Genomic DNA, 12,141 nt, shown 5'->3' on the forward strand with positions numbered 1-12,141 from the left:
CCGACGTCCAATTTGAATTGACGCCCGCCCGCGCAAATGTAGGGTGCCGTTGATCGCAAAAAGGATTACGCACTTGGAAAAGAACCCATCGATATTCACCCCGGTTTTGATTGTTGGGTGCTTGATCATCATGGTCAGCTTTGCCATCCGCGCGTCGTTCGGCGTGTTCCAGATTCCGATTGCGGCCGAGTTCGGCTGGCTTCGGAGCGAGTTTTCACTGGCGATTGCGATCCAGAACCTTGCTTGGGGCTTCGGGCAGCCCATCTTTGGCGCGTTGGCGGAAAAGATCGGCGATCGCCGCGCCATCGTCATTGGTTCAGTCGTTTATGCCGTCGGCTTGGTGCTTTCGGCCAATTCTGTATCCCCGATTGAACATCAAACTTATGCTTGGCTGGTTGGTTTTGGTATCGCGGGCACGGGTTTTGGCGTGATCCTCGCGGTGGTCGGGCGCGCATCAACGGCCGAAAACCGGTCTATGTCATTGGCGATTGTAACGGCGGCGGGCAGTGCGGGGCAGGTGTTCGGTGCCCCTGTGGCTGAATGGATGCTTGGGTTTTTGACGTGGCAAACCACGTTCATGGTGTTTGCTGGCGCGATTTTGGCGATGATCCTGACCCTGCCGCTTATGCGGGCACCAGAGCTGGCCAGCAAAGCCGAGCTTGAGGAAAGCTTGGGTCAGATTTTGGTTAAGGCGTTTAAAGACCCGTCTTTCACGTTGATTTTTGTCGGATTTTTCTCGTGTGGCTATCAGTTGGCCTTTATCACAGCACATTTTCCCGCTTTCGTGACCGAGCTTTGCGGCCCGATTATGGTCGGTGGCATTTTGCACAGCATCGGAATCACGACGACATCCGCCTTGGGGGCTATCGCTATTTCCTTGATTGGATTGGCGAACATCGTGGGGGTGCTGCTGGCCGGTTGGGCGGGCAAGCGGTATTCTAAAAAATATCTGTTGGCAGGCATTTATACAGCGCGTACCCTGGTTTCGGCCGCCTTTATCTTGTTGCCGATAACACCGCTGTCCGTGATCCTGTTCTCGATCGCGATGGGGTCGCTTTGGTTGGCGACCGTGCCGCTGACCAGTGGATTGGTGGCTCATATTTATGGGCTGCGCTATATGGGGACGCTGTATGGCATCGTGTTTTTCAGCCACCAACTGGGCAGTTTTATGGGCGTATGGCTTGGGGGGCGGATGTATGATGCCTATGGTGGATACACGACGGTTTGGTGGATCGGCGTTGCCGTGGGTGCGTTCAGCGCAATTGTTCATCTGCCGATCCGTGAAAAGCGGCTTGATGGGTTGGTGACCGCCTAGGCTGGCGGCACGTCATATCAGGGTCAGAGCAATCAAATCACCGGCGGGTGCGCCAGCGATCAAGGATATAGCGGCTGGTCATCAGATCCAAATGTGCCCCGCCGCCATTTTTGAACAGGGTGATTTCATCATCCGAAGTTCGGGTGAATTTATCCAGATTGTAATAGTCGGCGATGATTGTATCGCGCGAAATGACGCCGTCGGTGATGGGAATCTTCAACTCGCCGATATGGTCGACTGTCGTGTCCAGGCTATCGACAAAGATGCGCGCGCGGGTCAGTGCGGCATCATCTGCTTCGCGCATGTCGGGGCGATATGCACCGATCAGATCTAGGTGTTGGCCGGGTTGTAGCCATTCCCCTTTGATAAACGGGCTGGTGGCCATCGTGGCAGAGGTGATGATGTCAGCGTGCCGTACTGCCTGCTCAAGGTCCTGAGCAATCGTTAGGTTAGGTATCTCGGCGGCCATCGCTTTGGCGTTGTCAGCTGTACGGTTCCAGACGGTAAATTCCGCATCGGGAAAAGCGGCGGAGTATGCTGAATGCAGGCCCCGCCCTTGGGTGCCTGCGCCAAGGATCAGGATATTGCGGCTGTCCGGGCGCGCCAGCCTACGCGCGGCAAGCAGGCTGTCACCAGCCGTTTTCCACTTGGTGACAAGATGGAAATCGACCAGCGCCTCTAGCGTGCCGTTGCTGTCTGAATAAAGCGAAACGCCGCCATTCACCATTGGATCGCCATTTGCCGGGTTACCGGGAAAAATGGTGGCGGATTTAACGGCGAGGCCCAGACCATCGATCCAGGCGGCACGGTTCAAAAGCGTATCATCACCGCGGTACAGAAAAGTATCGGCGATTTCGGCCTTGGGCAGTGTGTGGCCAGCCGCCAACGCGTCGGTCAGGCCGATCCAGTCGAGGGTCGCCTCACCTTCGGCGAAAGGGATGATGTCGATCCGTGTCATGCTGCGTCTTCTTGAGAGAGCAGCCCTTCGGATACCAGACGCGCGGCCCAGCCTGAAGGATCAGTGAACAGATGCGTGTGCCATCCACGGGCCGCCGCAGCGGCGATGTTATCTGGCCGGTCGTCGGTAAAGATCAGGTTTTCAGGGGCCAAACCGCTTTGATTTTCCAGCATGGCATAGATGTTCGGATCGGGTTTGATCATGCGCATGTGACCCGAGATAAAGTCGCGGTCGAATTCGCGTAGAAATGGATAGTGTATGGCCGCCAGATCATAAGACTGGATGCCGAAATTGGTCAGCGAAAATACGGGAACACCCTTGGCTTGAAGCGCCTTCATAAGCCGAAGGGAATGGGGAATGACCGGTGCGGCCATTTCAATCCAGCGGTCATGCCAAAGCCGAATTTCATCGCGCCAAGCCGGGGTCGCATCGGCGGTGGCATATATCGTGTCGGTAAAATGTTCACCACTGTCGACGCGGTCATTCATCGCGTGCAGGTCAACTGCGGCAAACATCTCTTTGCGGCGGGTTTCGCCAATGACGGAATCGAAAAACCTTTCGGGTTGCCATTCGATCAAGACATTTCCGATATCAAATACGACTGCGGTTGGCTGCATGCGCTTTCCCTTTGGGTTGAAGGCGGAATTTTCAAAAATTCCGGTGCGTTTTCTTTTGAAGAAAACGGCCCGCGCTACCGCTGAGCCGCTCGAATTTCCCGCTCCAATGCTTCCAGAAAACGGGAGCGGTCCGCTTTTGTAAAGCCCTTACCGCCGCCTTGGCGAAAGGGATCTGCGGCGCGCAGATCGGCCATCAGATCGCGGGTTGCTAGGACGTTTCCGATATTCGCCGCCGTCAGTGCCTCACCGTTATGTTTTAGCACACGCGCCCCCGCTTCGACGCAGCGCGCGGCAAGGGGGATATCACCCGTGACAACCACATCGCCGGCACCGCAGCGATCCGCAATCCAGATATCAGCAACGTCGGGGCCGTCTGGCACGATGACGTTCTCAACCAGCGGGTTCTGTGAGGGCCGCAAGCCGCCATTTGAAACGATGAACATCCGGATTTTGTGACGGGTGGCCACACGTTCGGCTTCGGCTTTTACCGGGCAGGCGTCTGCGTCAATATAGAGGGCTGTCATGGTAGGGTTCAATCCGCGTAGAGCGCATCAGCATGGAAGGCGATATGGTCTTCCATGAAGGTCGAGATGAAGAAATAGCTGTGATCATAGCCCGGTTGCATCCGGAAGATCGCGTTTTGACGGCGCTTGGCAATCGCGGCGGCTAAAGCTTCGGGCTTGAGCAGGTCAAGGAATTGGTCATCCGTACCTTGGTCGATCAAAACCGGCCCGTCAAAGCCCTTTTCGGCCATCAAAAGTGTTGCATCATGTTTGGCCCACGTGGCCGTGTCTGATCCGAGATACGCGGTGAGCTGTTTGCGGCCCCAGTCGCTGTCGGAAGGGTTTGCAATTGGGGCAAAGGCCGACACGGATTTGAAGCGACCTTCGATATTCATCGCCAAGGTCAGCGCGCCGTGTCCGCCCATTGAGTGTCCGCAGATGGCTTGGCGATCCATATCCAGCGAGAAGTTTTCAGCCAGAAGGACGGGCAACTCATCGGCGATATAGCTCCACATTTGGAAGTTCGGCTGCCATGGCTCTTGGGTCGCGTTTACATAGAACCCCGCCCCTTTACCCAGATCGTAGGCATCATCATCTGCCACGTTATCCCCCCTTGGGGAGGTGTCGGGGAAAACGACGGCGATGCCGTGCTCGGCCGCCCAAGCCTGCGCGCCGGCCTTGGTCATGGCGTTTTCATGGGTGCAGGTCAGCCCCGAGAGGAACCAAAGCAGCGGCACAGGCCCATGCTCGGCTTCCTCGGGGAGAAAGAGCGCGAAGGTCATGTCGCAGTTGCAGGACGTCGAGGCGTGGGAATAGACGCCTTGTTTGCCGTGGAAGCTGGCGTTCTCTGAAATGGTTTTCATTGGGCTTACTCCTGTAATGCGCTGTTGGGTTATGGCTAACTTGCATTGTCCGATGCGGCAAGGGGGCGGCGTTGTGCCATGAGTATTTGAAAAAGGGTGAAGATCAGAATGTCGTCACCCACGCGATGACTGCGCTGACTGTCCCGATACTGAGCACGGTCGATACCAAGATGGCGGCGGATACGCGGGCAGGGCCGACGTTATAGTGTTGGGCTAGCATATAGACATTGCCCGCAACGGGTAGGGAGGCCGCCGCGATGATAACGCCGGCTTTGTACGGGTCGACCTTAAAGAACCACAGAGCAGCCATGGCAACAAAGGTTGGGTGTAGCACCAGTTTGCAAAAGGTCAGCCATCCGGCCACCTGCAGTTTTTCCGCCGATTTTGAGGCAAGCGAAGCACCGATTGCGAAAAGCGCACCGGGGGTCGCGGCACCACCCAAGATGACCAGGAAATCGTTCATGGGTGCTGGAATAGGGATGCGCAGGCCGGACCAGACGAAGCCCAAGGATATTGCGACAATCATCGGGTTTTTCACAAGGCCGATGCTGATTGTTCGTAAAATGCGCAGGCTCATCTGGCCATCGCGGCTGCCCGTAATAAGGATGACAATCAGGCTGGAAAAGACGATCAGGTCGACGGCGAGGGCCAGCACGACGGGGCCGATCGCCTGTGGCCCCAAAAGAAGGGTGAGCATGGGCACGCCCAGAAAACCGGTGTTACCGATGACGGCGCATTGGGCTTCCATCGCGGTACTGGCGATGTCCAGATTGCGCAGGAAGCCGACGATGGTTGCGATGCCATAGACAAATGCCGTTCCCCATAAATACGCCGCAACAAGGCGGCTGTCCCATACCTCGGCCAGGGACAGGTTTGCTGAGAAATGAAAGAGCATCGCGGAGAGGGCAAAGTAGAATACGAATTTGGTCAGGTAGGCCGTTGCCTCGGCTGTGAAGAAACGTGTGCGCCCGGCCCAGTAGCCCAGACCGATCAGCGCGAAAAACGGCAGTGTTTTGAGGAGGATCGCCAACATATGAAATTGGTAGCGGGCAACCGGGGCAGGTGCAACTGCGTGTTGCGGTTAACCTGACCCAATCACGACGCCGACCGCGAAGACCAATGCACCGCCTAAGACCACCTGAAAGGCCGCCCGGAAAAACGGCGTGTTCATATAGCGGTTTTGGATCCATGCAATGGCCCAAAGTTCAACAAATACAACGGCGAAGGCGATGATTGTCGCTGTCCAGAAATCGGTGATCAAATAGGGTAATGCATGGCCCAAGCCGCCAAGTGCCGTCATGATGCCAGCGGATAAGCCGCGTTTAATCGGGGAGCCGCGACCCGAAATCTGACCATCGTCCGAGGCCGCTTCGGTGAAGCCCATTGAGATGCCTGCCCCCAACGAGGCAGCGAGGCCCACCAGAAATGTCGTCCAAGTGTCCTGTGTCGCGAATGCTGTGGCAAAGATCGGTGCGAGGGTCGAGACCGAGCCATCCATCAAGCCCGCCAAACCCGGCTGCACCCAAGTCAGCACGAATTGACGGTGTGCCTCGCTGTCTTCCTTGCTGATGATGTCTTCGTTCAGGTGGGTCGCGGCGAGGTCATCGGCCGTGCGTTGGTGGCCCGCTTCTGCGGCGGCCAGATCGCCCAACAGTTTGCGCGTGGAAGCGTCGGTCGTGCGGGCAGCAGCCTGTAGGTAGAAATTCTCGGCGGATTTTTCCATTGCGGCGGCTTCTGCGCGGATGCGGTCAAGGCCAAGGTTTTCGATCAGCCAGACGGGTGTGCGGGCATAATAGCCCGACACATGTTCGCGGCGGATCAGGGGAATTGTCGGGCCAAAATGTTTGGTGTGCAGGTCGATCAACCGTTGCCGGTGACCGTCTTCCTCGGCTGCCATGCCTTCGAAAATGGCAGCGCTGTCGGGAAATTCTTCGCGGAGGTTTTCCGCGTACCCGCGATAGATACGCGCATCGTCTTCCTCGGAAGAGATCGCGAGGGCGATGATTTCCTGCTCGGACAAATCTTTGAAACGCTTGCGATTAAGTGAAAATAGCATGTGGCACCTGCAATTTCGTTTAGAATAATTCTAAACTTGATGGCTCCTTGTTTCAAGTTCCATTTCCATCTCGGCGAAGGATCGCGACATATCGTTTCTATGATGTCGCGGGTTAGGGTTTTGGCCGTTTGTCGATAATCCGCACTGCTTTACCCTCGGAGCGGGGAATGCCGCCCACATCGCTGACGTCAATTTTGACGCTGATGCCCACGGTTTCCTTGATCTGCACCGCCAAGGCCGCGGCGGCGGCAGTGCGGGCGTTTTCGTTGATATCAAGGTGGGCGCACTCACATAACACGCGCATCTGGTCCATGCGGTCGGGTTTGGACAGTTCGATTTGGAAATGCGGGGCGAGATCGGTGATGGTCATCAACGCTTCTTCGATCTGTGTGGGGAATACGTTGACCCCGCGCAGAATAATCATGTCGTCGCTGCGCCCTGTGACCTTTTCCATCCGGCGCATGCTGCGGGCGGAGCCGGCCAAAAGGCGGGTCAGATCGCGGGTGCGGTAGCGGATAATCGGAAACGCCTCTTTCGTCAGAGACGTAAAAACCAGCTCGCCTTTTTCGCCGTCTGCAACGGGCTGACCGGTCTCGGGGTTGATGATTTCAGGGTAAAAATGGTCTTCCCAGATGTGCAGGCCATCTTTGGACTCGACGCATTCGCAGGAAACACCCGGCCCCATAATCTCGGATAGTCCATATATATCAACGGCATGCATATCAAAGGCTTGTTCGATCTCGACCCGCATGGCGTTGGTCCACGGTTCGGCCCCAAATATCCCCACGTCTAGCGAGGATTGGCGCGGGTCGATGCCTTGGCGGGCGTATTCGTCCAAAATAGACAGGGCATAGGACGGGGTGACCGTGATGCCATTGGGCTTGAAATCCTCGATCAGGCGGACCTGGCGCGGGGTCATCCCGCCCGAGATGGGAACCGTGCTGATACCCAGCTTGTCGGCCCCTAAATGAATGCCCAAACCGCCTGTGAACAACCCATACCCATAGGCATTGTGCAGCATGTCGCCCGGTTTCAAACCAGCGGCGCGCAAGGACCGGGCAACGACGCTGCCCCAGTTTTCAAGGTCGTTTTTCGTGTATCCAACGACCGTCGGCTGGCCCGTGGTGCCAGAGGACGCATGGATGCGCGCAAGCTGTTCGCGCGGGACGGCAAACATGCCAAAGGGGTAGTTGTCGCGCAGGTCGGTTTTGACCGTAAAGGGGAATTTGGCCAGATCGCTGAGGTCGTGCAGATCGTCGGGATGCACCCCCGCATCATCAAATTTTTTGCGATAGAACGGCACGTTGTCATAGGCATGCCGCAAGGACCATTTCAGACGGTCCAACTGCAACGCGCTTATCTCATCCCGGCTGGTAATCTCAATAGGATCAAGGCTTTCACGGGCGGGGGTGAGGTCTTTCATGTGGTCATTTCCTCCTCGAAATGCTGGCCTTTTATGGTGCGTGACAAGCCACGGAATAGCGCGATTATGCGGCCATCCTCCCCCGTGACAGTCACGTCATATACACCGGATCGCCCGGTCTTTGACTGTTCAGCCGCTGTAGCCGTCAGGCGCTCGTCAGGCTTGCCGGGGGCAAGATAAGTGATCTGATTCTGCTGGGCCACGACAAGCTGGTTGTAGCTGTTGCAGGCAAATGCAAAGGCGCTGTCGGCCAGTGTAAAGATATAGCCGCCATGGCAAATTCCGTGTCCGTTCAACATGTTATCCGTCACCATCATCGAAAGATGCGCCGTACCGGGCGCAATATGATCGATCCGCATGCCCAGATTTTGGCTGGCCTTATCGGTGGCCCACATTGCAGCTGCAGATTTCTCGGCACGGGTTTGGGGTGTCATGTTGGGCGGCCTTTATGTTTCATAATTACATTCGTTGCACAGATATTGTAACACATTCAAGATATTTCATCTGACATAAAGCTTGATTTGGGCCGTGATCGACGCAACTGTTAAAGTATGACGTTGCACTTACACCACTCAAACACCAAAAACGAACGCACGCCCGAGCAAGTTGCGTTTCACCGGACCGAGCTATCTCCGATATTGTCACTATATGGCCGCATGGTTGCTGCGGGTGAATGGCGTGACTACGGCATTTCATGTTTGCAGGATGTTGCAATATTTTCGGTGTTTCGCAGGACCGCAGAAATGCCGCTGTACCGTATCGAAAAGCGGCCCAAGATGCGGCTGAAGCAAGGGATGTATTCCGTGCTTGGCCCTAACGGGCAGGTGCTGCGCCGTGGGCAGGAATTAAGCGCGGTGCTGCGCGTGTTAGAGCGCAAGCTGATCCGTGCGATTGACAGTTAGCGGTGCACTTGGTCGACAGCGACTATGGATTTAAGGCCATTTGGAAGACGTGAGACGTTTGTGCCCTGTCATCGCACCGTCGGTTTTGGCGATACGGTCAATCGCTGCTGAGATCGGCTCTAGCGTTACGGCCATCTTATGGGCATTCGCGTGGATCAGTAGATCAGGTTCAAGCACGAGCGCGACATGCCCCTTCCAGAACAACAGATCATTGCGTTTGAAGTCTGAATGCAGCGGTAAGTGATCGCCAAACATCGCCAGTTGTTGATCGCTATCGCCGGGGCAGGGAATGCCACAGGCAAGGGAGGCTGCCTGAACAAGGCCAGAGCAATCAATACCCCAGCGGCTGTTCCCACCCCAAAGATACGGCGTGCCCAAAAACAGTTCGGCGACATTGCCGGGGTCTGGCGCAACAGTGCTGGCCGCGCTGAGGTGTTGCATCGGGATGTACCCCAGTGCCGTCTGCGCAAAACTATCATCGTGTTCCAGAACGGTGATCTGGCTGCCTAACGTCAGCGATGTTTGATCCGGCGATTTGAAATCAGGCGCAAGATACGCGTGAGTGGCAGGGGCGGTCACGGCATGGGTGGGTTGGGTTTTCGCCCCGATGAAGGTTTCGTTGATAAACCCGCAGTAGCCGTCTTTGCTAAGTTGGACATAACACCAACCATCAACCCTGGCCAAAATCGTAAGAGGGTCCCCAAAGATTGCCTGACGGTCCCGTGCCCCTTCCGGGCTTCGGCATAGATCGGCTAGGGGTGCCCCGATTTGGCCGGGGTGGTCTTGACGAACGAGGGTAGGGTCTGGCGTCAGGCGAAAGTCGGTCATTTCTGGAACAGTGTCTCAATGGTTGCATATAAGGCGCGGTTGGCTTGGCCCATTCCCCCTTTGGGGCGCGCCGGGGCAGCGGTTGGCTGCCAGCCGTAGATGTCAAAATGCGCATAAGGGCTGTCCGTTACAAAGCGCCGCAAGAACAAAGCCGCAGTGATACAACCGGCAAAACCACCGGAAGGCGCATTATCAAGATCGGCAACACCCGGTTCAATCATGGTTTCATAGGGGGTGTGAAAGGGCATCCGCCAAACCGGATCCGCGTGCGTTTCTGCGGCTTTTTCCAAGGCTGAAACGAATGTCGGGCTGTCACTGAAATAGGGTGCAAGATCGGGGCCGACAGCGACCCGCGCAGCGCCCGTCAGGGTAGCCATTGAAATGATTTGATCGGGCTTTTCCTCGTCTGCGAGGGCAAGGGCATCTGCCAGAACCAAGCGTCCCTCGGCATCGGTATTGTTAATCTCGACCGTCAGTCCCTTGCGCGATGTTAAGATATCTTGGGGCCGGAACGAATTGGAGGAGACCGAGTTTTCGACCGCAGGGATCAGCACGCGCAGTTGAATATTCATGCCCGTTGCCATGATCATATGGGCCAGACCTAGCACTGCCGCAGCACCGCCCATGTCCTTTTTCATCAATCCCATGGAGGCGGATGGTTTCAGGTTTAGCCCGCCGGTGTCAAAGCACACCCCCTTGCCCACCAAGGTCAGTTTTTTGCCGGATTTCCCCCAACGCATGTCGATCAGCCGCGGCGCGCGGTCGGCGGCGCGACCAACGGCGTGGATCATCGGCAAGTTCTGGGTGAGCAGATCATCGCCAGTGACAACGCTGATATCTGCGCCATGCGCCTTCGCAAGGTCACGCGCCGCTTTCTCCAGATCTGGTGGCCCCATGTCAGAGGCGGGGGTATTGATCAGATCGCGGGTCAGCATTTCCCCACTGGCGAGCGCAACCAGCAGGTCGGCATTTACCCCATCCGGGGCGATTAGTTCGGCTTGCGTGGTGGCGGACTTCGCATAGCGGTCAAAGCGATACGCCGAAAGCAGCCAGCCCAAAGTTTCGTTTGCCAGCGTTTCTTGAGGTAAATCCGTTTCTAACTGATACGCGCCTTTAGGCAGCTTCGCGGCGGCCCCTGCGAGGTGAAAACGCCCCCGCTTTCGCGATGTTTCGGTGCCATATCCGGCGATTGCCATCTGAACCGAACCATCAGCCGTTGGGAAAACCAATGCTTGACCCAAGGCACCAGTGAAACTGTTTGCCGCAATCCAGCTGGATACCGATGCAGGTTGGCCGCCCAGCCAATTATCAAGCTGGTCCTCGGATACGAGGTGCAGCGGAATGGCATGAGATTTCGGGTCGGCGAATTTTGCGAGCATTGAGTACTACCTTTTTGGACATGCAGCTTTCGCAGCAGCCTAGTGGTATCCCAGCCAGCCGCAAGCCCGTCAGATTGACATGTCCTGCGTATCCCAAATGGCGGTCAATGAACGTTCCCCCACGCGGACAAGCCGTGTCAGGGTCGCGGCAATTGCGACTTCGTCATTCTGGTCGACCGATTGCATGACATCATGCGCGACGGCTGCAAGTTTTTGCAAACCAACCTGTTCGGCAATGGCGATCAAGGATCGACTGTTTTTGCGCAGTTCCAGCCAATCGGACGTGCGGTACAGTCGGTCACAATGCGAGATTCGCAAAGCCAGCTCCTCCATCGCGCGGCAAACCACGTCTTCAGCGTCAGTTGCGCCCAGTTGCTTGTAAAGCGTACCTAACCGTTCTTGGTCGACACAGACCTGTTCGGTCGGTCGCATTTGCAGAACTTGCATTTCATCACCCCGTAAAAATGTCCCCACGACCGGTCTTGTATATGTGGTAAGTCGTGTTCAAATCGTTGAGGTCAAAGCGCCTTTTTGCTCGAATACGATGCAAATTCAGTGTAGTTACGGCGAGACCTAAAAGGATTGAGCTATATTATGGATGACGCGAAACCACTGCCATCTTATCTAGTGCAAAGATATCATGGTTGGAAAGCAACCACTTATGCCGAAAACCAAGCGTGGTATCGGCGTCTTGCCAGCGACGGACAACATCCGCGCGCGATGGTAATTTCCTGCTGTGACAGCCGCGTTCACGTCACGTCGATTTTCGGCGCGGATCAGGGCGAATTCTTTATTCACCGCAATATTGCGAACCTGGTGCCGGCGTTCAGCCCCGATGGCCAGCAGCACGGGACCTCTGCGGCGGTGGAATATGCTGTGCAATCGCTCAAGGTCGCGCACCTGATCGTATTGGGGCATTCCAACTGCGGCGGCGTGCAGGGCTGCATCGATATGTGTCAGGGCAAAGCCCCGCAACTGGATGAAAAAAGCAGCTTTGTCGGCCGTTGGATGGATATCCTTCGCCCGAAATATGAGATTGTCGCTGACATCGAGGACCGTGCGGAACAGGTACGCCAGCTTGAGAAACACGCCGTTATGACGTCACTTGAGAACCTGATGACCTTTCCGTGGATTGCGGAAAAGGTCAAAGACGGCAAGCTGACGGTGCACGGATTGTGGACGGACATCGGCGAAGGCGGGCTTGAGTGTTATAGCGCGGACAAGGAAGTGTTCTTGCCCGTATAACTGCGATCGGCGGAAAATGGGCAGTACATTTATTTGTACTTGCCCATGAACG

General features: G+C 56.2%; 14 protein-coding genes. 3 read left to right on the forward strand and 11 right to left on the reverse strand.

What is annotated here, in order from left to right; translation table 11 throughout:
• Positions 1–73: 73 nt before the first annotated feature.
• Complete coding sequence (locus tag KZZ06_RS11830) at positions 74–1,315, forward strand: MFS transporter (RefSeq protein WP_219580242.1); 1,242 nt, start codon at positions 74–76, stop codon at positions 1,313–1,315.
• Between the two features lie 37 nt (positions 1,316–1,352).
• Here KZZ06_RS11830 and KZZ06_RS11835 read toward each other — a convergent pair whose 3' ends face one another.
• The 8 genes from KZZ06_RS11835 to paaI form a co-directional block, all read right to left on the reverse strand.
• Positions 1,353–2,273 (reverse strand): ornithine cyclodeaminase family protein, encoded by a 921-nt coding sequence (locus KZZ06_RS11835; RefSeq protein ID WP_219580244.1) that lies wholly within the window; start codon positions 2,271–2,273, stop codon positions 1,353–1,355.
• Positions 2,270–2,890 carry an HAD family phosphatase gene (locus KZZ06_RS11840; protein WP_219580245.1) on the reverse strand — a complete coding sequence of 207 codons (621 nt, stop codon included), beginning with the start codon at positions 2,888–2,890 and terminating at the stop codon, positions 2,270–2,272. Before KZZ06_RS11840 ends, KZZ06_RS11835 begins: the two co-directional genes overlap by 4 nt.
• Positions 2,891–2,964: 74 nt before the next feature.
• Positions 2,965–3,414, reverse strand: a complete 450-nt coding sequence (locus KZZ06_RS11845; RefSeq protein ID WP_219580247.1) for a YaiI/YqxD family protein — start codon at positions 3,412–3,414, stop codon at positions 2,965–2,967.
• Positions 3,415–3,422: 8 nt separating this feature from the next.
• Positions 3,423–4,256, reverse strand: coding sequence for an S-formylglutathione hydrolase (gene fghA, locus KZZ06_RS11850; RefSeq protein ID WP_219580248.1), 834 nt, complete (start codon positions 4,254–4,256; stop codon positions 3,423–3,425).
• A gap of 103 nt (positions 4,257–4,359) precedes the next feature.
• Positions 4,360–5,289, reverse strand: a complete 930-nt coding sequence (locus KZZ06_RS11855) for an AEC family transporter (protein WP_219580250.1) — start codon at positions 5,287–5,289, stop codon at positions 4,360–4,362.
• Positions 5,290–5,337: 48 nt separating this feature from the next.
• Positions 5,338–6,312, reverse strand: a complete 975-nt coding sequence (mbfA, locus tag KZZ06_RS11860) for an iron exporter MbfA (protein WP_219580252.1) — start codon at positions 6,310–6,312, stop codon at positions 5,338–5,340.
• A gap of 112 nt (positions 6,313–6,424) precedes the next feature.
• Entirely contained in the window at positions 6,425–7,735 is a 1,311-nt protein-coding gene (paaK, locus tag KZZ06_RS11865; protein ID WP_219580253.1) for a phenylacetate--CoA ligase PaaK, read from the reverse strand.
• A complete protein-coding gene (gene paaI, locus KZZ06_RS11870) occupies positions 7,732–8,169 on the reverse strand; it encodes a hydroxyphenylacetyl-CoA thioesterase PaaI (RefSeq protein ID WP_219580255.1) in 438 nt (145 codons plus the stop codon). Before paaI ends, paaK begins: the two co-directional genes overlap by 4 nt.
• Before the next feature lie 117 nt (positions 8,170–8,286).
• Between paaI and KZZ06_RS11875 the strand changes: the two genes are divergently transcribed.
• On the forward strand, positions 8,287–8,637 hold the full coding sequence (locus KZZ06_RS11875) for a DUF2794 domain-containing protein (protein ID WP_219580256.1): 351 nt from the start codon (positions 8,287–8,289) through the stop codon (positions 8,635–8,637).
• 30 nt (positions 8,638–8,667) lie between these two features.
• Here the strand turns inward: KZZ06_RS11875 and KZZ06_RS11880 are convergent, their stop codons facing one another.
• From KZZ06_RS11880 to KZZ06_RS11890, 3 genes are all read right to left on the reverse strand, one after another.
• Entirely contained in the window at positions 8,668–9,465 is a 798-nt protein-coding gene (locus KZZ06_RS11880; protein WP_219580257.1) for an NlpC/P60 family protein, read from the reverse strand.
• Positions 9,462–10,844, reverse strand: coding sequence for a M17 family metallopeptidase (locus KZZ06_RS11885; RefSeq protein ID WP_219580258.1), 1,383 nt, complete (start codon positions 10,842–10,844; stop codon positions 9,462–9,464). Before KZZ06_RS11885 ends, KZZ06_RS11880 begins: the two co-directional genes overlap by 4 nt.
• 69 nt (positions 10,845–10,913) lie before the next feature.
• On the reverse strand, positions 10,914–11,291 hold the full coding sequence (locus KZZ06_RS11890; protein WP_257884320.1) for a hypothetical protein: 378 nt from the start codon (positions 11,289–11,291) through the stop codon (positions 10,914–10,916).
• Between the two features lie 147 nt (positions 11,292–11,438).
• Here KZZ06_RS11890 and KZZ06_RS11895 point away from each other — a divergent pair, with 147 nt between their 5' ends.
• Complete coding sequence (locus tag KZZ06_RS11895; protein WP_219580259.1) at positions 11,439–12,089, forward strand: carbonic anhydrase; 651 nt, start codon at positions 11,439–11,441, stop codon at positions 12,087–12,089.
• The last annotated feature ends 52 nt before the right edge of the window (positions 12,090–12,141 follow it).

Source organism: Sulfitobacter sp. CW3 (assembly GCF_019392245.1).
In the GTDB taxonomy this organism is placed as follows: domain Bacteria; phylum Pseudomonadota; class Alphaproteobacteria; order Rhodobacterales; family Rhodobacteraceae; genus Sulfitobacter.

Excerpts from the sequence above, each read along its gene's own strand:
- KZZ06_RS11835 (WP_219580244.1), bottom strand. The coding sequence starts at position 2,273 with ATGACACGGATCGACATCATCCCTTTCGCCGAAGGTGAGGCGACCCTC.
- KZZ06_RS11840 (WP_219580245.1), bottom strand. The coding sequence starts at position 2,890 with ATGCAGCCAACCGCAGTCGTATTTGATATCGGAAATGTCTTGATCGAA.
- KZZ06_RS11845 (WP_219580247.1), bottom strand. The coding sequence starts at position 3,414 with ATGACAGCCCTCTATATTGACGCAGACGCCTGCCCGGTAAAAGCCGAA.
- fghA (WP_219580248.1), bottom strand. The coding sequence starts at position 4,256 with ATGAAAACCATTTCAGAGAACGCCAGCTTCCACGGCAAACAAGGCGTC.
- KZZ06_RS11855 (WP_219580250.1), bottom strand. The coding sequence starts at position 5,289 with ATGTTGGCGATCCTCCTCAAAACACTGCCGTTTTTCGCGCTGATCGGT.
- mbfA (WP_219580252.1), bottom strand. The coding sequence starts at position 6,312 with ATGCTATTTTCACTTAATCGCAAGCGTTTCAAAGATTTGTCCGAGCAG.
- paaK (WP_219580253.1), bottom strand. The coding sequence starts at position 7,735 with ATGAAAGACCTCACCCCCGCCCGTGAAAGCCTTGATCCTATTGAGATT.
- paaI (WP_219580255.1), bottom strand. The coding sequence starts at position 8,169 with ATGACACCCCAAACCCGTGCCGAGAAATCTGCAGCTGCAATGTGGGCC.
- KZZ06_RS11875 (WP_219580256.1), top strand. The coding sequence starts at position 8,287 with ATGACGTTGCACTTACACCACTCAAACACCAAAAACGAACGCACGCCC.
- KZZ06_RS11880 (WP_219580257.1), bottom strand. The coding sequence starts at position 9,465 with ATGACCGACTTTCGCCTGACGCCAGACCCTACCCTCGTTCGTCAAGAC.
- KZZ06_RS11885 (WP_219580258.1), bottom strand. The coding sequence starts at position 10,844 with ATGCTCGCAAAATTCGCCGACCCGAAATCTCATGCCATTCCGCTGCAC.
- KZZ06_RS11890 (WP_257884320.1), bottom strand. The coding sequence starts at position 11,291 with ATGCAAGTTCTGCAAATGCGACCGACCGAACAGGTCTGTGTCGACCAA.
- KZZ06_RS11895 (WP_219580259.1), top strand. The coding sequence starts at position 11,439 with ATGGATGACGCGAAACCACTGCCATCTTATCTAGTGCAAAGATATCAT.